Consider the following 20,688-nt stretch of genomic DNA (forward strand, 5'->3'; position numbering starts at 1 on the left):
ATGGCTTTCATTGTACCAACCTCAATACATATAAGCTGTTGAAATAAGTTGTTTAATTTTCGCGAAAAATCAGGTGATGAATATGAATGATGCAAACGAAACAATATTAATCGCTGGACTCGGTTTAATTGGGGGATCCATTGCACTCTCGATTAAAAAAGAGTATCCTCATAAAAAAATTGTAGGATTTGATGTTTCCAAAGAGCAAATGGTTGCTGCAACAAAGCTGGGAATTATTGATGCAACAGCTGATTCGTTTCTGGCTGGTTTAGAAGTATCTTCGACCATTATTTTGGCAACACCTGTCCAGCAAACAGTAAAAATGCTTAGTGATATTGCAGACTCTGGAATTGAAAGAGAGCTCACAATTACTGATGTCGGCAGCACAAAGCAAAAGGTCGTCCATTTTGCTGAAAAAGCGCTACCTGAGCAGTACCAATTTATTGGTGGACATCCAATGGCAGGCTCTCATAAGTCAGGTGTTATTGCAGCAAAAGACTTTTTATTTGAAAATGCGTTCTACATTTTAACGCCTGCAAAGGAAACAAACCGCCAAGCTGTTGATCGGTTGATGGATTTGCTAAAGGGGACAAATGCTCATTTCATCGAGATGACACCAGAAGAACATGATGCTGTGACAAGTGTAATTAGCCATTTTCCTCATATTGTTGCAGCCAGCCTTGTGCATCAAGCACATCATTTTGAAGAACAATTCCCACTTGTTAAACGGTTTGCTGCTGGAGGCTTTCGTGATATCACACGAATTGCTTCAAGCAATCCTGCAATGTGGCGGGATATCCTGCTGCACAATAAACACAAGATTTTAGACCGTTTTCATGAGTGGAAAAAAGAGATTAACCGCATTGAAACCTTCGTAGAGCAAGAAGATGCTGAAGGATTGTTCTCTTATTTTCAAGATGCAAAGGAATATCGTGATGGACTGCCTCTAAGGAAAAAAGGAGCCATTCCTGCTTTTTATGATCTGTATGTCGATGTTCCGGATCACCCTGGGGTCATATCGGAGATTACAGGGCATCTAGCAAGTGAAAATATTAGTATTACAAATATCCGTATTATTGAGACGCGGGAAGACATTAATGGGATTTTACGCATTAGTTTTCAAACAGACGACGACCGCAAGCGTGCAGAAATCTGTATAAAAAATAGAGCGAATTACGATACATTTTATGCTGACTGAGGTGACAAACATGAAAATTCATAAAAATGCTCCTATGAATGGAGAAATTCATATCCCAGGTGATAAATCTATTTCACATAGATCAGTGATGTTTGGTGCAATTGCTGAAGGGACCACAGTAGTGAAAAACTTTCTTCCTGGAGCTGACTGTTTAAGTACGATTGATTGCTTTAGAAAGATGGGCGTTGAAATTGAACAAAAAGGGACAGATGTTGTCATTCATGGTAAAGGACTGAAAGAGCTCAAGGAGCCGTCTGACATTCTTGATGTTGGCAATTCTGGTACAACCATTCGATTAATGATGGGAATATTAGCTGGTTGTGAGTTTCACAGTACACTAATTGGTGATGAGAGTATTGCCAAAAGACCAATGAAACGTGTGACGGGTCCGCTTAAACAACTAGGAGCCAAAATAGACGGCAGAGCAAATGGCGAGTATACACCACTGTCTATTCGTGGCGGTCATTTAAAAGGCATAACTTATGAGTCTCCGGTGGCAAGTGCACAAATTAAGTCGGCTGTCCTTTTAGCTGGGCTGCAAGCAGAGGGTACAACAACATTAACTGAACCACATAAATCAAGAGATCATACAGAAAGAATGCTCTCTATGTTTGGTGTAAAACTAGATGAAGATGAACAAAGTGTTTCCATTGAAGGCGGCCAGACATTAACAGCAACCGATATATTTGTTCCTGGAGACATCTCTTCAGCTGCATTTTTCCTTGTAGCTGGATCAATCGTTCCTAACAGCCGGATTGTCTTAAAAAATGTCGGGCTAAACAAAACAAGAACAGGTATTATTGATGTGCTGAAACTTATGGGTGCAAACCTTGAGATCAATGAAGTAGAAGCCAAAGGCGGAGAACCGTATGGTGATTTAACGATTTCTACTTCATCATTAAAAGGGATTGAAATTTCTGGTGACATGATTTCAAGACTCATCGATGAAATTCCGATTATTGCGCTTCTTGCGACCCAAGCAGAAGGAACAACGATCATTAAAGATGCTGCTGAGTTAAAAGTTAAAGAAACCAATCGAATTGATACAGTCGTATCAGAACTTAAAAAACTCGGTGCTGATATTGAAGCAACAGATGATGGTATGAAGATTCATGGTAAAACTACGCTTCAAGGCGGCGCAGTCGTCTCAAGCTACGGAGATCACCGTATCGGTATGATGCTGGGAATTGCCGCATGTGTGACAAAGCAAGCAATTGAGATTGAAGATACAGATGCTGTTCGTGTCTCATACCCGAATTTCTTTGAACACATTGAATATTTAACGAAAACAGTCTGAGGAGGTCCTCAGGCTTTTTCTTTCCTTTTGCATATTTGTCAGAAATATAGCATAGCTTGTCTCAAGGTGAAACCTTGAAAAAAAACATTTTGTCCGATAAAAATAGTGTCTGCAGTTTACAAATCATCAGTTTCGTATAGGATGAAATGAAAAACAGTCTTTAAAACACAAAAATGGGTTCATTTTAAAAGAGCAACATATTTGCTGGATGTGTACCTGTCGATTATGATATGAAGTAACAATAGTTTAGGTTTTTGGAAACAGAAAGGAACGGTTTGATTTGAATAGTTCATTACAAGAAGCCATAAAATTAGTTGAGGCGGGTGAGACTGAAAAAGGACTCCAAACACTTGCTCAAGCAGAGAAGCATTTGCATGATGAAGAAAAGGCGCAAGCGGCTCAATTATATTATGATTGGGGAGATATCGATAAAGCACGGAATCTCATCAGTGATTTACATGATTTATATCCAGAGGAAACAGGTTTAACGTGTTTTTATGCAGAGCTGTTGATTGACTCTGATGAGGAAGAGAAGGCGATTGCAGTATTAGAAACGATTCCTGAACATGATGATGCGTACCCAGAGAGTTTATTGTTAATGGCAGATTTGTATCAAATGCAAGGACTATTTGAAGTCAGTGAACAAAAGCTTTTAAAAGCGAAAGAACTACTTCCGAATGAAGCCATCATCGATTTTGCATTAGGTGAGTTGTATTTTTCTCAAGGCCTTTCAAAAAAAGCGGCCGACTATTTCTACAAAGTGGCAGATCAACAGCATGAGGTTGGCGGTGTCAATGTGTATCAGCGGCTCGCTGAATCGCTCAGCACAGCTGGAGAATTTGAGGATGCACTTGAATGGTACGAAAAGGCAGTAAAAGATCAAGCAGACCCGAATACTCTTTTTGGCTACGGATTTACAGCAATGAGGGCTGGCAGAACGAAAACAGCCATTCAGCAGCTTACAGAACTGAAAGATATTGATCCGTCCTATTCGTCACTTTATATGCCTTTAGCGAAAAGTTATGAGGAAGAAGGACTATATCACGAGGCTTTAGAGGTAGTAAAAGAGGGTATTAAAGTTGATGAGTATAACAAAGAATTATATTTATATGGTGCCAAGATTGATTTGAAAAATGGGGATTCAGAAGATGCGAAAAAACTGCTTCAAGAAGCACTTGCTCTCGATCCGGGTTATATTGAAGCAGTTCAAACATTGCTGGCGATTTATTTAAATGAAGATCTGTTTGATGAAATTCTGGATGTTATTAAAGAGGTTAAAAGCTTTGGGGAAGATGATCCAAAATGGAATTGGTATGCTGCATCTGCTTCTGTCGGGCGAGAAGAATACAAAGAAGCTGCCGAGTATTTCAAGCTTGCCCTGCCTGATTTTGATGAGGAGCGTGACTTTTTATATGAATACGCTTCGTTCCTTTTAGAAGAGGGCAGACAAAAAGAAGCATTGCCGTTATTACGCAAAGTTCTAGAGAAAGATGGCACGAATGAAGAAATTGAAGAAACGATTTTAAGAATTGAAGACGAAATTTCCTTATAGTTTGCAGGAATGAAGAACTGGTTTGTTGAATAATTCATGTATAGCAATTTAATTTACGATAGAGGAGGGAATAACATGCAGACCCCTGTTTCTGTCAATGAAAAAAAGGAATTTATCCGGTGGTTCTTAAACCATTATCAGCTAAAGCGAAGAGAGTGTGTTTGGATATTAAATTATTTAATGAGTCACGACTCTTTGATGGAAAAGGTTCATTTTGTAGAGCAAGCAGAATTTTGCCCAAGGGGAATCATCATGTCAACACACTGTGTGGATGAAGTTCCCTTTAGATTTTATAAAGAAAACATCATGACGACAGATGCTGAAAAATCATTTCATGATATTCGTTTGAATAAACAGCAGGATTTGTTTATTCAATTGAATTTCCGTTCTGCTTATCGTTCGCCGGAATATGCAGCTGTTCTTGAAACAAATCCTCATATTCCAAAGGATCTTTATGAGAACGAAAAAGATAAGGATCTTGCTGAGAAAGTGCTTGAGCATTCAATCGCAACTTTCCAAAAAGAACGGCTCATGAAAGAGATAGATGAAGCACTTGACCGTCATGATCAAGAAACATTTAATAAGCTGGCAAAAGAATTAAGCCTGTTGTCATAAACTGAACGAATAAGCCTTGCCCTACACAGGCAGGGCTTATGTCATGAAAGAGGGGAAATTGATGAGGTTTCAAGCAGAGGACGCGGATCGCTTTTTGCAATCCAAAGCTTACATTGATACCGCTATCATTCCATTAGTTGGGATTGATGCGGATCAAATGAAACAAACCGTGTCTTTAGGAGAGTTTACTATTCTTGTAGCAGATGAACTTGAAAGACAGTTAAAAGGGCGGGTTTTTCTTTTTCCGTCACATACATATTTGGAAGTGAGTGACCGGAAACAAGAAGATATACTCATAATGAAGCAGTCGCTCAAGGATCATTTTCAGCATGTCGTATTGATCACATCTGATCACCAGTGGAAAGAGCATACTGAGATCAGTGAATCGCTATTTTTGCTCAAGCCGGTTCCGCTGGAGCATTTGAAGGTTGAATTAAAGCAAAAAGTCATTCAAGACAGCGTAGAACAAATTTTGAACTTTTTGTTACAAAAATGGAACCCTTCATAAAAACCCTTACATTTGCATTGTACATAGCTTTTTAGGATGTTGACCTTGTGAATAGATTGATATATTATGAGGGTGTCCTAGTTTTATGAAATTTTTTCTAATTCAGTTATAAAGTAGCTGACGACCTGAGGGGGGGAGAAAAAAATGAGCGAGAAGAGACATGGAGTGTCCAGGCGTCAATTTTTGAATTACACGTTGACCGGCGTGGGGGGATTTATGGCCGCTGGAATGCTCATGCCTATGGTTCGCTTTGCGCTTGACCCTGTGCTAAAAGGAACAGAGGATCAGGATATGGTTCAAGTTGTCAGTGTAGATGAACTGACAAAGGAACCGAAGCGCTTTGACTTTAAAATTGATCAAGTAGATGCATGGTACGAGTCAAAGGAATCTAGGTCAGCATGGGTGTACAAAGAAGGGGATGAAATTGTCGCTTTATCGCCAATCTGTAAACATTTAGGATGTACAGTGAACTGGAACAGTGATCCGAAAAATCCAAACAAATTTTTCTGCCCGTGCCATTATGGGCTGTACGACAAGGATGGTACAAACGTACCCGGAACTCCACCGCTTGCACCGCTTGACCATTATAAGCAGCAAGTGAAGGACGGATACCTCTATCTTGGAAAAGCTGTGCCGAAAGGGGAAGGGTAACGATGCTTAACAAGATTTACGATTGGGTAGATGAGCGGCTGGACATTACACCAATATGGAGAGATATTGCGGATCACGAGGTGCCAGAGCACGTCAACCCAGCACATCATTTCTCCGCTTTTGTGTATTGTTTTGGCGGTTTAACGTTTTTTGTGACAGTCATTCAAGTCCTGTCGGGCATGTTTTTAACGATGTATTACGTGCCGGATATTAAAAATGCCTGGGAATCTGTCTATTATTTGCAAAATGAAGTGGCATTTGGCCAGATTGTCAGAGGGATGCACCACTGGGGTGCGAGTTTAGTCATTGTGATGATGTTTTTACATACGCTAAGGGTCTTTTTCCAAGGGGCGTATAAAAAGCCTAGAGAGCTGAACTGGATTGTTGGTGTGCTCATTTTCTTTGTGATGCTTGGACTTGGTTTTACAGGTTATCTTTTACCATGGGATATGAAGGCGCTGTTTGCGACGAAGGTTGGTCTTCAAATAGCAGAAGCAACACCTTTCATTGGTAAAGAGATCAAAACGCTGCTTGCAGGTCATCCTGACATTGTAGGGGCACAAACGCTGACGAGATTTTTCGCTATCCATGTCTTTTTCTTGCCAGCGGCATTATTTGGGCTGATGGCTGCCCACTTTATTATGATTCGTAAGCAAGGAATTTCTGGACCGCTATAAAATGCTGCGTTTGATGAATGTTCAATGAGGAGGGGATGACTTTGCATAGGGGAAAAGGGATGAAGTTTGTCGGAGATTCCAGAATACCGGCAGAAAGAAAACCTAACATACCTAAAGACTATTCCGAATATCCGGGAAAAACAGAAGCCTTTTGGCCGAACTTTCTTTTAAAGGAATGGCTTGTAGGTGCCGTTTTTTTAATTGGATTTCTTGTCCTAACTGTTGTTCATGCGCCTCCGCTTGAGCGGATGGCTGATCCAACAGATACTGGCTATATTCCGCTGCCAGACTGGTATTTCCTATTTTTGTACCAGTTATTAAAATATGAATTTGCTGCAGGAAACTTCACTGTCGTCGGCGCGATGATTATGCCTGGAATTGCGTTTGGTGCACTTTTGCTCGCACCATTTCTTGATTCAGGTCCAGAACGCAGACCGTATAGAAGACCAATTGCAGTCGGGATGATGATTCTTGCAGTCGGCGCAGCAACATATTTAACGTGGGAGTCTGTTGCAACTCATGATTGGGAAGCAGCGGCAAAACAAGGTGAGATTAAGAAAGAAGCAGAGATTGATACTTCAGCTGAAGAATATAAAATTTATCAAGAGCAGACATGTATCTCCTGCCACGGGGATAACATGCAGGGCGGAGCAGCTGGACCGTCACTCGTTGACAACGGTCTTTCGCCTGAGGAGATCGCTAAAATCGCTGTAGAAGGAAAAGGCAACATGCCGAAGGGTGTCTTTAAAGGCAGTGATGAAGAACTTGAGAAGCTCTCTAAATATTTATCTGAGGTCAAATCAAAATAATTCAGTTGTTTAAATGCAAGTACAAGGATATACTCAAAAGAGAAAAAGCTGGCGCTGTCAGCTTTTTTCTGATTTTAACAGATCGTGAGTGAAGAGACATATGAGATGGATTCAATATTTGCTAGCGACGCACTACATGCTTGTGCTGGTGCTTATGATCAATTTCCTTGGCACTGTGTACGGCTACTATTGGTATATTCCGCAGCTCGTAGAGACACCGGCTGTCTTTTTAGCTTTTGTACCAGACAGTCCAACGGCCAGCTTTTTCTTTTTATTTGTATTACTTGCGTTTTTGATGAAACGAAATGCTCCTTATTTTGAAGCACTTGCTCTTGTGACCTTGATTAAATATGGGTTATGGGCGGTAGGAATGAATATCTTTGTGCTTTTATCTGTTGATGATTTTCCGTGGGAAGGATACATGCTGATTGGGTCTCACTTTGCGATGGCGGTTCAGGCTGTATTGTTTGCGCCATATTATCGTTTTCAAATGCGTCATCTCGTGGTAGCAGGCATTTGGATCTTACATAATGATGTAATTGATTATGTATTTGGTATGATGCCCCGTTATTCTATGCTGTCTGCTTACTCAAACGAGATCGGCTACGTGACGTTTTGGCTAAGTATTGCGGTTCTTCTTGTTTCGTATTATCTCGTTCTATCGAAAAAATCGGTCAAGCTTGAACTCCCTTAACAATGTTGGTCTAACCTTGTCCTTTTCTTCATACGCTGTAAGGAGAAGGGCTAGGAGGGACTTGCATGAAACGAAAGCCAATCGCGATGATTCTATTATTTTTTCTCGTATTACAGCCAGCAGTTGTCAAAGGTGAGGAAACAGCTGCTAACACGCTGCAAGAATTAACGGAACTATCAGATTCCATCTTTCAATTAACGAGACAAGCTAAATATGATGAGGCGTTACAAGTCGCATTGTATGTTGAAAAGACATTTAAAGCTGAGAATTGGCGTGGAACTTTGACGAATACGCAGATTCGGCAAATTACACTTGGCTATCAAGATATGATAAAAGGGCTGCCGCAGGAAGAATTGAATGAGCGCGAAAAGCTTCGTTATGCCTCTCAATTTAGAATGCTGCTTGATGCGATCCAGTCGGATTCTGAGCCTCTTTGGGGTTCGCTGGAGAAGCCTATTATGGGCTCTTTTCCTACTTTGAAAAAAGAAGTAAAAGAGCCAGAATCGACGACATTTTATGAAACTTGGAATGAGCTGGTTTCTTTATACGATATGATCTATCCAAGTTTAACCATTGATATTTCGCCTGAAAAGCTGCAGACAATTAAGCAGCACATGGAAGTGATTGAGCAAGGTGAATTTTTAAAAGCATCAAGTGGGACAAAGCTTGAACGTCTCACGAAGCTGGAAGAGGATTTATCGAGTGTGTTTGCTCACGTCGATGAAGATGAAGCGGATCCATCGCTTTTATGGGTCATCTTAACAACCGGGAGTATCATTTTATTAACGTTAACGTATGTTGGATTTCGGAAATATCGTGCAGAAAAAGAAAAGAAGCAAAAACGTCAGGCTGATTATCCTAAATCATAAAAAAAGAAGCCCAAAACTGGTGCTTCTTTTTTAATGTGGATTGAGCGGCTTTTTGTGTTCATCTAATGTAAAGCCTTCACCGAGTACATCATGCACGTCACTGACAGATACAAACGCATGAGGATCGACTGAGGTCACGACGCTTTTAAGGTGGACAAGCTCGTTTTTCGGAACGACGCAATAAAGAACGTTGCGCTCCTGTTTCGTATAGGAACCGACCCCTTTTAAGATGGTGACACCGCGCTCCATTTCATCTGTGATTTTCTTTTGAATGATGTCATCTTTTTCAGAGATAATCATGGCGCCTTTGGCAGCGTAAGCGCCTTCTTGCATGAAGTCAATGACCTTCGCAGCAACAAACACTGCGACAAGTGTATACATCGCTTCTTTATAATTTAAGTAGGTCAAAGAGATGGTAATGACGCATGCGTCGAAGATGAACATTGTTCGTCCCATTGCCACCTGATAATGCTTGTTGATCAGTCTTGCAATGATGTCCACACCGCCTGTTGTACCGCCGAATTTAAAGATGATTCCGAGGCCTGTTCCGATAAATACACCTGCAAAGAGGGCGGCTAAGGCTAAATCGTGCTGGAGAGGCATATGTATTTGAAAGCGCTGGAAGATGGCAAGAAAGACAGAAAGACTCACTGTTCCTACAATTGTATAAGTAAACATCGTTCTGCCGAGCATTTTCCAGCCTATAAAAAAGATCGGAATGTTTAAGACAAGGTTTGAAATAGATGGGTCAATGTGAAATAGAAAATATAAAAGCAGTGTAATACCTGTAAATCCGCCTTCCGCCAAATTGTTCTGCATATTAAAATGAACAAGACCGAAAGAAAAAATCGCAGATCCTATTAAAATAAATACGATATTTTTAAGACGAATTTCTTTTAGCAAGAGACCACTCCTTTTTTTGCTTAGACAGCGATAATATTATATGGTATGGGAGAGAAACAAGCAAACTGAGTCTTAAACATTTGTCAAATATTTATGATTTCGCTAACATGTAAGAGATGGATAGGAGGATGAGCTTCATGACGAAAGAAAAAACGCTGCGTCACGTGCAGCAAGAAGTAGATGATTACATAGGACAATTTAAAGAAGGCTATTTCAGCCCGCTTGCCATGATGGCCCGCCTGACAGAAGAATTAGGGGAGCTGGCAAGAGAGGTTAACCATTACTATGGAGAAAAGCCGAAAAAAACAACGGAAACAGAAAAAAGCATGGAAGAAGAAATTGGCGATGTTTTGTTTGTGTTAACATGCCTTGCTAATTCACTTGATATTTCACTAGAAGAAGCACATGATCGTGTGATGCATAAATTCAACACAAGAGATAAAGACCGCTGGACGAAAAAAGAAGGGAAGTAGAGACGATGACGAACGAAACCATCAAAGTAGTAATCGCTGGAGCAAGAGGAAGAATGGGGATAGAGGCTGTGAAGCTGGCGGAAGAAACAGGCCATTTTGAGCTGGTGGCAGCACTTGATCACGCGCATGAAGGAAAAAAATTATCTGATGTGATTCATACGACATCTCATGCGCCAATTTATACGGATATTGATGTGTGTCTTTCAGAAACAACACCAGATGTATTAATTGATTTAACAACACCAGAAATCGGGAAAGTACATACAAAAAAAGCACTTGAACATGGCGTGCGTCCAGTCGTCGGAACAACTGGATTTTCAGAAGATGACCTAAAAGAGCTTCAGCAATTAACAGAAGAAAAGGGCATAGGCTGTATTATTGCACCAAACTTTGCTGTCGGTGCGGTCTTAATGATGAAATTTGCCAAAATGGCAGCGAATTATTTTCCTGACGTTGAAATCATTGAGCTTCACCATGATAAAAAACTAGATGCCCCAAGCGGTACGGGCTTAAAAACGGCTGAAATGATTGCAGAAGTAAGAGAAAGCAAAAAACAGGGACATCCAGAAGAGAAAGAATTAATCGAAGGTGCACGAGGAGCAGATTATGATGGTATCCGTCTGCACAGCGTGAGACTTCCTGGCATGATTGCACATCAAGAAGTGCTGTTTGGAATGGACGGACAGACGCTCACCATTCGTCATGATTCTTATAACCGTGCATCCTTTATGTCAGGCGTGAAGCTTTCAGTAGAGCAGGTCATGCACATTGATCAGCTCGTTTATGGTTTAGAAAATATCATCGACTAATAAGGAGTGGATTCCTGATGAACATTGCTTTAATCGCTCATGATAAGAAAAAAAGTGACATGATTCAGTTTACCACTGCGTACCGTGATATTTTGGCAGATCATACACTTTACGCAACAGGGACAACAGGTTTGAGAGTGAAAGAAGCGACGGGGCTTCCCATTCATCGTTTCCAATCAGGACCACTTGGGGGAGATCAGCAGATCGGTGCTTTAATTGCTGATAATGCAATGGATCTTGTGCTCTTTTTTAGAGACCCGCTAACTGCGCAGCCGCATGAACCGGATGTATCTGCACTCATCCGGCTTTGCGATGTGTATACCATTCCATTAGCCACCAATATGGGAACTGCTGAAATTTTAGTCAGGAATTTAAATAAAGGTACGTTTGATTTTCGAGATGTAGCAAAAAACGGAGGAACAAATGAAACGACTTGATATCCTTGCATTCGGTGCCCATAGCGATGATGTAGAGATCGGAATGGGCGGAACGATTGCAAAATACGTAAAAAAAGGGGCGCGCGTCGGGATTTGCGACTTGACCCAGGCTGAATTATCTTCAAATGGAACAGTCGAGAGCCGCAAAGAAGAAGCAAAAGCCGCCGCCGCTATTTTAGGTGTCAGAGCGAGAATCCAGCTTACACTGCCAGATAGAGGGCTTTATCTAAACGACGAAGCGATGAAGGAAATTGCGGGCGTGATTCGAACTTACAAACCGAAACTGATTTTCGCTCCGTACCACCAAGATCGGCATCCAGATCATGGTCATGCGGGCTCACTTGTAGAAGAGGCCGCTTTTTCTGCAGGTATACATAAATTTGAAGATTCATACAAGCAGCCAGCGCATAAAATAAGCCAAATGTATTATTACATGATTAATGGGCACCATCGTCCAGATTTTGTGATCGATATTTCTGAGGAAATGCACCAAAAAATTGATAGCCTGCATGCGTATAAAAGCCAATTTGTTAAATCGGCAAACTCAGTAGAGACACCTCTTGTGAACGGTTATATTGATTTTGTCAAAATGAGAGAGTCTATGTATGGAAGAGAAGTCAACAAAGCTTATGCAGAAGGGTTTATCACAAAGAAACCACTTTTGTTGGACGATGACTTACTTGGGGGGTAATTATGAAAAAACTGAAGGTCGGAATTACTTGTTATCCAAGTGTCGGCGGCTCAGGCATTATAGCCACGGAGCTTGGAAAACGTTTAGCTGAAAAAGGGCACGATGTTCATTTCATTACCTCTAGCATTCCGTTTAGGCTTAATAAAGTATATCCGAATATTTATTTTCATGAGGTGGATGTGAATCAATATGCAGTTTTTCAATATCCGCCTTATGACCTTGCGCTGGCAAGTAAATTGGCAGAAGTCGCAAAACGAGAAAAGCTTGATATTATTCATGCGCATTATGCAGTCCCGCACGCTGTCTGTGCGTTTCTAGCCAAACAAATGACTGGACACTCTGTGAAAGTCGTTACGACGCTTCATGGAACGGATATTACGGTTTTAGGCTATGACCCATCATTAAAAGAAGTGATTCGGTTCGCCATCGAATCATCAGATCGCGTAACAGCGGTATCGCATTCATTAGCTGCGCAGACATACGATCTCATTAAACCAGATAAAAAGATTGATACGATTCATAATTTTGTAGATGAACGGGTGTATTTGCGTGAAGATCACGATTTGCTAAAGACACATTATGGTCTTTTACCGAACGAAAAGGTCATCATTCATGTATCAAACTTTCGAAAGGTGAAACGGGTGCATGACGTGATTCATGTGTTTCAAAAGATTGTTGAACAGGTGCAGGCAAAGCTGCTGCTCATTGGTGATGGTCCTGAGAAATCGGTTGTATGTGAACTTGTGAAAAAATTAGGACTGACAGACCGTGTGTTATTTTTAGGCAAGCAAGAGAAGGTTGAGGAGCTATATTCAATAAGTGATTTGAAGCTGCTTCTTTCAGAGAAGGAGAGTTTTGGGCTTGTGCTTCTTGAAGCAATGGCGTGCGGTGTTCCTTGTATCGGTACGGATGTCGGCGGTATTCCAGAGGTCATTACACATGGAGAAACAGGGTTTCTTGTCCCGCTCGGCGATATAAACGGAGCAACAAAGCACGCAGTGTCTCTGCTGAAAGACGAAGCGCTTCATGAAAAAGTGTCAGCGGCAGCTCAGTCTAGTGTTCAGGCTCATTTCTCCTCTGATAAGATTGTGAGTGAATATGAGAAGCTTTACCTAGAATTGATCGAAGGTGATGATGAAGATGAATGAACCATTCACACATGCGATCCCTATATTACATACACTGCACGAACATGGGCATCAGGCTTACTTTGTCGGCGGAGCGGTGAGAGATGTTCTATTAGGACGGGAAATCGGTGATATCGATATTGCGACAGATGCAACACCTGATAAGGTTGAGTCTTTATTTGAAAAAACAGTAGATGTCGGTAAGGAGCATGGCACTGTCATTGTGTTGCATGATGGTGTCAGCTATGAGGTCACGACGTTTCGAACGGAATCAGAATATGAAGATTTTCGCAGACCGAAAGAAGTGGCGTTTATCACGTCGCTTAAGGAAGATCTTTTAAGAAGAGATTTAACGATTAATGCGATGGCCATGGATATAAATGGGGAAATTATTGATCATGTAGGTGGTAAACAGGATATTAAGCGGAAACGAATTCAAACTGTTGGAGATCCTGCGTGCCGCTTTCAAGAAGATGCGCTTCGCATGATGAGAGCTGTCCGTTTTTTAAGCCAGCTTGGCTTTGAACTCGCTGATGAAACGGCTGAAGCTATGAAAAAGGATAAGCATCTGCTTGCCAACATATCAGTTGAGCGCAAAAAGATTGAAATGGAGAAGCTTTTAAAAGGCCGTCATTGTGAGAAGGCCATTCAAGTACTCATTTCAACCAATTTATATGAAGAATTGCCAGGTCTTAAAGAGGAGCGTCTTCATGAATCCTTTCAAGCCTTTCCATATTACTTACTGGATGGACTAGAAGAGGTATGGGGGGCTTGCATTCATTTACTCGGCCTAGATGAAGCGGAGGCTGCGGCCTTCTTAAAAGAATGGAAGCTGTCAACTAAGCTTTTGAAAGAAGCAGTAGCCATTAGTAAATACGTTGATTGTGACTGGGATGCGGAAAACATGTTTGAAGCTGGTGAACACGTGCTCTTATCTAGTTTGAAGATCACACAGCTAAAACATGAGCGCCGCATTTTCTTTGATGAGCTGGAGGCAGCGAAGCGTTCTTATGATGCACTGCCGATTAAAAAGCTCCAAGACCTCGCTGTTTCAGGAAAAGATTTAATGGCATTTCGGCAAAAGACATCTGGGAAATGGATTGCAGAGGAGCTCAATTTTGTGAAAAAAGCCGTTTTGCAAAACCGTTTAGAAAACCGAAAAGAAGCCATAGAGGAGTGGCTTACAGCATGCGATCAGCAATTAGAAAACGATTAATTGAACTATTTACAGCATCCAGTGAGGATTTTGTCTCAAGTCAGCAGATTTGTGATGAACTTGGCTGCTCCCGAACTGCTGTGTGGAAGCATATGGAGGACTTGCGAAAAGAGGGGTATGAGGTAGAAGCAGTCAGAAGAAAAGGATACCGTCTGCTTCGTAAACCGGACAAAATTAGTGAGGACGAAATTCTGTTTGGTCTGGAAACAGAGAGCTTTGGCAGGCATATTTTCTTTCAGAAAGAAGTCGCTTCAACCCAGCTGATTGCCCATGATCTTGTCAATGAAGGTGCGCCCCACGGCACGATCGTTGTCAGCGATCATCAGACAAACGGAAAAGGGCGTCTTCAAAGAACGTGGCATTCACCAAACGGGACAGGCATTTGGATGAGTCTCATTCTCCGGCCTGAAATTCCGCTGCATAAAGCGCCGCAAATGACGCTTTTGGCATCTGTAGCCATCGCAGAAGCGATTGCGCAGCAAACAGGACTCAGTCCATCTATTAAATGGCCAAACGATATTTTGTTGAATGGAAAAAAGGTCGTTGGCATTCTGACTGAATTAAAAGCAGAAGCTGACCAGGTTCATGCGGTCATTATTGGACCGGGCATAAATGTGAACCAAACAGCTGATGACTTCCCGGATGACCTAAAGGATGTCGCCACAAGTCTGCGGATGGAACTGAATGAAAAAGTGGATCGTGCTGCACTTATACAACAGATCATGTCCACTTTTGAAAAAAGATATGATGATTATATGAAGCAAGGATTTGCGCCGATTAAACATTTATGGGAATCGTTTGCGATGACGATCGGTCGACATATTGTGGCCCGCACCGTCAATGGGCAATATACGGGGAAGGCGCTTGGCATCAATGAAGAAGGTGTTTTATTGCTTGAAACGGAGGACGGTATCCAAAAAATCTACTCCGCAGACATTGAGATCAAGTCAACTTGAGTGGAACACCCGGCACATTTTTGATATACTTCGTGTGGGCAGTATCTGCAAAGAACTGTACCTGTTATGAAGAAAAATTCGATAAATTTCTGCCTTGATCCTAAGGGACTTGGACAGAGGGATGATTCGCCGCACATGAGAAATCAAAGCATGTGATGTGAGGCAAGCCATCTCCTCTCCAGAATGAGGAGGAACAAATGAAGACAAAGCTAGATTTTTTCAAAATGAAAGAACAAAACGAACCTATTGTGATGCTGACCGCATACGACTATCCAGCTGCAAAGCAAGCGGAAAAAGCGGAAGTCGACATGATCTTAGTTGGTGATTCACTTGGGATGGTTGTACTTGGACTAGATTCCACAGTTCAAGTCACGCTGGATGATATGATCCATCACACAAAAGCAGTGAAAAGAGGCGCAAAAGACACATTTGTTGTGACTGATATGCCATTTATGTCTTACCATTATTCGTTAGAAGAAACAATGAAAAATGCTGCACGCATCATGCAAGAAAGTGGTGCCGATGCCTTAAAGCTAGAAGGCGGAGATGGAGTATTTGAATCCATTCAAGCTCTAACAAGAGGCGGAATTCCTGTCGTCAGTCATTTAGGCCTCACACCTCAATCAGTTGGTGTACTTGGCGGGTATAAAGTGCAAGGAAAAGACCACGAAAGTGCTCAAAAATTGATTGAAGACAGCTTGAAATGTGAGGAAGCCGGTGCAATCGCTCTTGTGCTGGAATGTGTACCTGGCGAACTGACAAAACGAATTACCGACATGCTGAAGATTCCTGTGATCGGAATTGGTGCAGGAGCTGAGGCAGACGGACAAGTTCTCGTTTACCATGATGTGGTAGGATACGGGGTGTCTAGAACACCTAAGTTTGTGAAACAATACGCGCAAATTGATACTGTTTTAGAAGAAGCGCTCATTCAATATACAAAAGAAGTAAAAGCACGCACATTTCCAGAGGACATGCACACGTTTCATATCAAAGAAGAAGTCCTTGATGGCTTATATGGGGGAATCAAAAAATGAACGTTGTCACCCATATTCACGAGCTAAAAGAGTTAATCAAGCAGCATCAAGAAAACCAGCATTCCATCGGCTTTGTTCCAACGATGGGTTTTCTTCATGAAGGACATCTGACGCTTGCGAAAGAGGCAAGAGGTCAAAATGACATTGTCGTGATGAGTATTTTTGTCAATCCGTTGCAATTTGGACCAAATGAAGACTTTGAATCCTATCCAAGGGATATGGAAAGAGACCAGCGTCTGGCAGAAGCAGCAGGGGTGGATATTTTATTTACACCTGATGTGAAGGAAATGTACCAAAATGAACCATCTATTACGATGACGGTTCAAAAGCGGACAGATGTCTTATGCGGAAAAAAACGTCCAGGACATTTTGACGGTGTTGTCACTGTGCTCACAAAGCTGTTTCATCTTGTGTCACCAACAAATGTCTACTTTGGACTAAAGGATGCACAGCAAGTCGCTGTGATCGATGCGATGATCAAGGATTTCTTCTTTGATCTTCACCTTGTATCTGTACCGACAGTCAGAGAAGAAGACGGTTTAGCGAAAAGCTCAAGGAATGTGTACTTGTCAGAAAAAGAAAGACAAGAAGCACCCGCTTTATACCGCGCATTAAAAAAAGGCCGGTCAGCTGTTGAAAAAGGTGAACGTGATGTCAGTCGTGTATATCAGCTGATTGAAGAGGAACTTGTTCAGACGTGCGGTGAAATTGATTATATTGAGATCTACTCATATCCAGAACTTGAGCCGCTTCAGCAGTTAGCAGGTCAAGTCATTATGGCGGTTGCGGTGAAATTCTCACGGGCAAGACTGATTGATAATGTGATTTTCCATGTTCCTGAAAGCGGTGAAAAACATGTATAGAACCTTTATGACATCTAAGCTTCATAAAGCAACGGTAACAGAAGCAAACTTACATTATGTAGGCAGTATTACGATTGACGAAGATTTACTTGATGCGGCAGGTATGATGGCAAATGAGAAAGTACAAATTGTCAATAATCATAATGGCGCAAGACTTGAAACATATATTATTCCCGGCGAAAGAAAGAGCGGTGTCATTTGTCTAAATGGGGCGGCGGCGAGACTCGTTCAGCCTGGGGATGAAGTCATTATTATCGCTTATGGGATGCTGTCAGAAGAAGAAGCTGAGACACATACACCAAAAGTGGTCGTGTTAAATAAACAAAATCAAATTGAACAAATGATTGGGCAAGAGCCTGCGAGAACGATTTTATAACGCAGGCTCCGTGGAAACAGAACAGTTTCAGAAGAGAGGCTGTTCTGTTTCATCTATTTTGTCCAGAGCGTGTTTCACTTCAGGGTGAAACGAGGAATTGAGGTGTCCATTTTATGACCGATCAAAGGTTTGTTGTCGTTGATATTGAAACCACCGGGAATTCACCTAAAAAGGGTGATAAAATCATTCAAATAGCTGCGGTGGTCATTGAAAATGGACAAATTGTCGAACGGTATTCAAAATATGTGAACCCGGGAAAAGCAATCCCAGGATTTATTGAACAGCTGACAGGCATTCAGCAGCACATGGTTGACGATGCGGTGTTTTTTGAGGACATTGCCCAAGAGGTGTATGATCTCATACAGGGTGCTTATTTTGTTGCGCACAATGTTCATTTTGACTTGAATTTTTTAAATGATGAACTAAAAGCATGCGGGAAAAATGAGCTGGATGTGCTAGCAATTGATACAGTTGAGATCTCTAGAATTCTTTATCCTGAGCTTGAAGGTTATAAGCTCACTGAATTAAGTGAAGAGCTCATGCTTCCACATGACCACCCGCATAGGGCGGATAGTGATGCGGAAGTTACTGCCATGTTATTTTTAACTTTATTACATCAATTAAAACATACACCGAAAAATGTGCTGAAGCAGCTGCGCAGATTATCCTCTTATCTCCTAAGTGATATAGGACTTTTAATTAAGCAGCTTGAAACAAACCATGCTAGCCGGGAAGATTCTTTAGTGGAAGTCGGCTCTTTTTCTGTAAAAGATGTCACCAATCCTATCAGTAGGGCGACACATTCAGTAGGCGAAGATGATAAACAGCTGTTTGAGGAGATCAAAAAGAAGCTTCCGCAAACGGTAGAAGGCTATGAGGTAAGAGAAGGCCAGCTTACAATGATGAATAAAGTGAGAGACGTGTTTCATGAAAGAGCTTATGCATTAATTGAAGCGGCGCCGGGTATTGGGAAAACGCTCGCTTACCTCATCCCAGCAGCTCTAGAAGCGAGGAAATCAGGAAAACCTGTCATTATTAGTACATATTCCATCCTTTTGCAGCAGCAAATGCTTCAGCGCGATGTGCCGATGTTGAATCAATTGCTCCCGTTTGAGCCTGCTGCCTGTGTATTTAAAGGTCGGGCGCATTATATTTGTTTAGATAAGTTTGAGCACGTGCTTCATGAGGAAGATGATAACTATGATGTCGTCTTAACGAAGGCGCAAATTTTAATGTGGCTCCTTGTAACAGAAACAGGTGATTTATCTGAACTGAATTTACCGTCAGGAGCTGCCAATATAAAAGACCGCATTTCCTGTGTGCATATGCCGTTTACATCGAAAAAGCGCCGTTTTAAAGACTATTGCTTTTATGAGCGCGCCAAAAAAAGGGCAAGAACAGCTGATTTAATTTTAACGAATCATCGTCTGCTTTTATCACAAACGGAGGCATCGTCTATCTTTCAGCATGCTGACGTATATGTGATAGACGAAGCCCATCAATTTGAGAAAACAGCCAATGAAACACTAGGGGATAGTGCGTCTTATATCCAGCTTCACGCGAAATTAACGCAGCTTGGCTCCTTGCAAGGCGGACTGTTAAAGAAACTGAAAAAGAGATTTCATCATGCAGGGTTACAGACAGACACCTTTATTGAAATGGATGAGTATCTCAATCAGCTTCAAATGGAAAGTGACGCTTTCTTTAGCACCGTCCATTCATTTGTGAAAAGGACAAAACCAAAAGCCGACATCAATCGTCTCATTCATAGAGTACGTCATCATTCAAAGCATGCTCAGTGGAAACGGATTAAAGAAACGGCAAGTAAGCTTTGTTCCTTGTTAATTGCTTGTGAGAAACTGTATGAACAGCAAAAAAATGAGCTTCTTCAAAAAAGTGATCAGCTGACAGAACACTTTGCCTTTGAAGCAGAGGAATACGACCAAGTTATGTCGTTTATGCATACTTTTTGCAGTACACTGTACCGGTTTATCTTTGAACCGAAAAACGATGAAACGGTTTGGATTGAAATTGATGCAAAAGGTGCCAAAAACGCAGTCTTTATGCATGCACAGCCGTTAGATACTGGGGAGCTTTTGGCTGATCGTTTCTTTATGAACAAAAAGAGTGTTGTCCTCACATCAGGGACACTCACCATCAATCACCGCTTTGATTATTGCTTGGAACGGTTTGGCCTGCAAGATTTTTATCCTCATCTTGTGCAAATTGATTCACCTTTTGAACTTGAAAAACAGCTTAAGGTCATTGTTCCAGCAGACATGCCGCCGATTACGAACCGTGATGAACGAGATTATGTAAAGCAGGCTGCGCAATATATTAAGGTCATGGAAAAGCAGCAGCATGCAAAAATATTGGTTTTGTTTAATTCACATGAGATGTTAAAAGCAGTCTATGAAGAGCTAAAAACAGAAGGGATGCAATCAGCTCTTTTTGCTCAAGGTTTGACAGGCGGAAGCCCCGTAAAATTAACGAAAATGTTCAAATTAGCAAAACAAGCCATTTTACTTGGTACGGGTAGTTTTTGGGAAGGTGTTGATTTTCCGGGCTCAGAGCTGACAACAGTCATCATGGCACGTCTTCCGTTCAGGCCGCCTGATTCTCCTCTCATTGAAGCCAAATGTGATGCAGCTAAAAAACAAGGGAAGAATCCGTTTAAAGCGGTCGCTTTACCAGAAGCTGTGTTAACCTTTAAGCAAGGAGCTGGACGCTTGCTGCGCTCTGAAAAAGACATAGGCACATTGCTGATTTTAGACCGCCGAGTGAAAACAGCTTCATACGGAAAACTATTTTTAGAATCACTCCCTCATGCGCCGGTTCACGAGATGTCAAAAGAGTCACTTGAGGCGTATATAGAAAACCTTAACAACGAAAAGCCGCTGTCATAAGCGGCCTTTAGCTGGTGTGGGTTT

The 20,688-nt window shown here is 41.6% G+C and carries 22 protein-coding genes; 21 read left to right on the top strand and 1 reads right to left on the bottom strand.

Annotation, left to right across the window (positions count from 1 at the left end; all coding sequences use genetic code 11):
* Window positions 1–82: 82 nt before the first annotated feature.
* From JJ692_RS10775 to ypjB, 10 genes are all read left to right on the top strand, one after another.
* Window positions 83–1,198 (top strand): prephenate dehydrogenase, encoded by a 1,116-nt coding sequence (locus JJ692_RS10775; RefSeq protein WP_198456957.1) that lies wholly within the window; start codon window positions 83–85, stop codon window positions 1,196–1,198.
* Between the two features lie 10 nt (window positions 1,199–1,208).
* Window positions 1,209–2,495 (top strand): 3-phosphoshikimate 1-carboxyvinyltransferase, encoded by a 1,287-nt coding sequence (gene aroA, locus JJ692_RS10780; protein WP_073206090.1) that lies wholly within the window; start codon window positions 1,209–1,211, stop codon window positions 2,493–2,495.
* 280 nt (window positions 2,496–2,775) lie between these two features.
* Window positions 2,776–4,047: a tetratricopeptide repeat protein gene (locus tag JJ692_RS10785; RefSeq protein ID WP_206533727.1), complete on the top strand. Its 1,272-nt coding sequence runs from the start codon at window positions 2,776–2,778 to the stop codon at window positions 4,045–4,047.
* Window positions 4,048–4,122: 75 nt separating this feature from the next.
* Window positions 4,123–4,662 carry a ReoY family proteolytic degradation factor gene (locus tag JJ692_RS10790; RefSeq protein WP_008344562.1) on the top strand — a complete coding sequence of 180 codons (540 nt, stop codon included), beginning with the start codon at window positions 4,123–4,125 and terminating at the stop codon, window positions 4,660–4,662.
* 61 nt (window positions 4,663–4,723) lie between these two features.
* Window positions 4,724–5,170: a YpiF family protein gene (locus tag JJ692_RS10795; protein WP_103132003.1), complete on the top strand. Its 447-nt coding sequence runs from the start codon at window positions 4,724–4,726 to the stop codon at window positions 5,168–5,170.
* Window positions 5,171–5,314: 144 nt separating this feature from the next.
* Window positions 5,315–5,821, top strand: a complete 507-nt coding sequence (locus tag JJ692_RS10800; protein ID WP_007500911.1) for a ubiquinol-cytochrome c reductase iron-sulfur subunit — start codon at window positions 5,315–5,317, stop codon at window positions 5,819–5,821.
* Window positions 5,822–5,823: 2 nt separating this feature from the next.
* Window positions 5,824–6,498, top strand: a complete 675-nt coding sequence (gene qcrB / locus JJ692_RS10805) for a menaquinol-cytochrome c reductase cytochrome b subunit (RefSeq protein ID WP_003215804.1) — start codon at window positions 5,824–5,826, stop codon at window positions 6,496–6,498.
* A 41-nt stretch (window positions 6,499–6,539) separates the two neighbouring features.
* A complete protein-coding gene (locus JJ692_RS10810; protein ID WP_024422792.1) occupies window positions 6,540–7,307 on the top strand; it encodes a menaquinol-cytochrome c reductase cytochrome b/c subunit in 768 nt (255 codons plus the stop codon).
* A 100-nt stretch (window positions 7,308–7,407) separates the two neighbouring features.
* Complete coding sequence (lhaT, locus tag JJ692_RS10815) at window positions 7,408–8,001, top strand: lipoprotein heptaprenylglyceryl N-acetyltransferase LhaT (protein WP_206533728.1); 594 nt, start codon at window positions 7,408–7,410, stop codon at window positions 7,999–8,001.
* 65 nt (window positions 8,002–8,066) lie between these two features.
* A complete protein-coding gene (gene ypjB, locus JJ692_RS10820; RefSeq protein ID WP_206533729.1) occupies window positions 8,067–8,870 on the top strand; it encodes a sporulation protein YpjB in 804 nt (267 codons plus the stop codon).
* Between the two features lie 30 nt (window positions 8,871–8,900).
* On the opposite strand, the gene JJ692_RS10825 is transcribed toward ypjB, so the two are convergent.
* A complete protein-coding gene (locus JJ692_RS10825; protein ID WP_024422789.1) occupies window positions 8,901–9,773 on the bottom strand; it encodes a YitT family protein in 873 nt (290 codons plus the stop codon).
* Window positions 9,774–9,910: 137 nt separating this feature from the next.
* Here JJ692_RS10825 and JJ692_RS10830 point away from each other — a divergent pair, with 137 nt between their 5' ends.
* The 11 genes from JJ692_RS10830 to dinG all read left to right on the top strand — a co-directional run bounded on the left by JJ692_RS10830 (window position 9,911) and on the right by dinG (window position 20,664).
* Complete coding sequence (locus tag JJ692_RS10830) at window positions 9,911–10,246, top strand: nucleotide pyrophosphohydrolase (protein ID WP_024422788.1); 336 nt, start codon at window positions 9,911–9,913, stop codon at window positions 10,244–10,246.
* Window positions 10,247–10,251: 5 nt separating this feature from the next.
* A complete protein-coding gene (gene dapB / locus JJ692_RS10835) occupies window positions 10,252–11,055 on the top strand; it encodes a 4-hydroxy-tetrahydrodipicolinate reductase (RefSeq protein ID WP_024422787.1) in 804 nt (267 codons plus the stop codon).
* A 17-nt stretch (window positions 11,056–11,072) separates the two neighbouring features.
* Window positions 11,073–11,492, top strand: a complete 420-nt coding sequence (gene mgsA / locus JJ692_RS10840) for a methylglyoxal synthase (protein WP_024422786.1) — start codon at window positions 11,073–11,075, stop codon at window positions 11,490–11,492.
* The gene (gene bshB1 / locus JJ692_RS10845; protein WP_024422785.1) at window positions 11,479–12,183 is read left to right on the top strand and encodes a bacillithiol biosynthesis deacetylase BshB1; all 705 of its coding nucleotides are present in this window, start codon (window positions 11,479–11,481) and stop codon (window positions 12,181–12,183) included. The genes mgsA and bshB1 overlap by 14 nt, the downstream gene beginning before the upstream one ends.
* A 2-nt stretch (window positions 12,184–12,185) precedes the next feature.
* A complete protein-coding gene (bshA, locus tag JJ692_RS10850) occupies window positions 12,186–13,331 on the top strand; it encodes an N-acetyl-alpha-D-glucosaminyl L-malate synthase BshA (protein ID WP_206533730.1) in 1,146 nt (381 codons plus the stop codon).
* The gene (locus JJ692_RS10855) at window positions 13,324–14,526 is read left to right on the top strand and encodes a CCA tRNA nucleotidyltransferase (protein WP_206533731.1); all 1,203 of its coding nucleotides are present in this window, start codon (window positions 13,324–13,326) and stop codon (window positions 14,524–14,526) included. The genes bshA and JJ692_RS10855 overlap by 8 nt, the downstream gene beginning before the upstream one ends.
* Complete coding sequence (locus JJ692_RS10860) at window positions 14,499–15,482, top strand: biotin--[acetyl-CoA-carboxylase] ligase (RefSeq protein ID WP_206533732.1); 984 nt, start codon at window positions 14,499–14,501, stop codon at window positions 15,480–15,482. Before JJ692_RS10855 ends, JJ692_RS10860 begins: the two co-directional genes overlap by 28 nt.
* Before the next feature lie 197 nt (window positions 15,483–15,679).
* Entirely contained in the window at window positions 15,680–16,519 is an 840-nt protein-coding gene (panB, locus tag JJ692_RS10865) for a 3-methyl-2-oxobutanoate hydroxymethyltransferase (protein ID WP_044333241.1), read from the top strand.
* Window positions 16,516–17,382 carry a pantoate--beta-alanine ligase gene (panC, locus tag JJ692_RS10870; RefSeq protein WP_206533733.1) on the top strand — a complete coding sequence of 289 codons (867 nt, stop codon included), beginning with the start codon at window positions 16,516–16,518 and terminating at the stop codon, window positions 17,380–17,382. Before panB ends, panC begins: the two co-directional genes overlap by 4 nt.
* Complete coding sequence (gene panD, locus JJ692_RS10875; RefSeq protein WP_206533734.1) at window positions 17,375–17,758, top strand: aspartate 1-decarboxylase; 384 nt, start codon at window positions 17,375–17,377, stop codon at window positions 17,756–17,758. Before panC ends, panD begins: the two co-directional genes overlap by 8 nt.
* A gap of 113 nt (window positions 17,759–17,871) precedes the next feature.
* Complete coding sequence (dinG, locus tag JJ692_RS10880; protein ID WP_122631033.1) at window positions 17,872–20,664, top strand: ATP-dependent DNA helicase DinG; 2,793 nt, start codon at window positions 17,872–17,874, stop codon at window positions 20,662–20,664.
* Window positions 20,665–20,688 lie beyond the last annotated feature (24 nt).

This window comes from Bacillus sp. 3a (genome assembly GCF_017161885.1).
GTDB lineage: Bacteria > Bacillota > Bacilli > Bacillales > Bacillaceae > Bacillus > Bacillus safensis.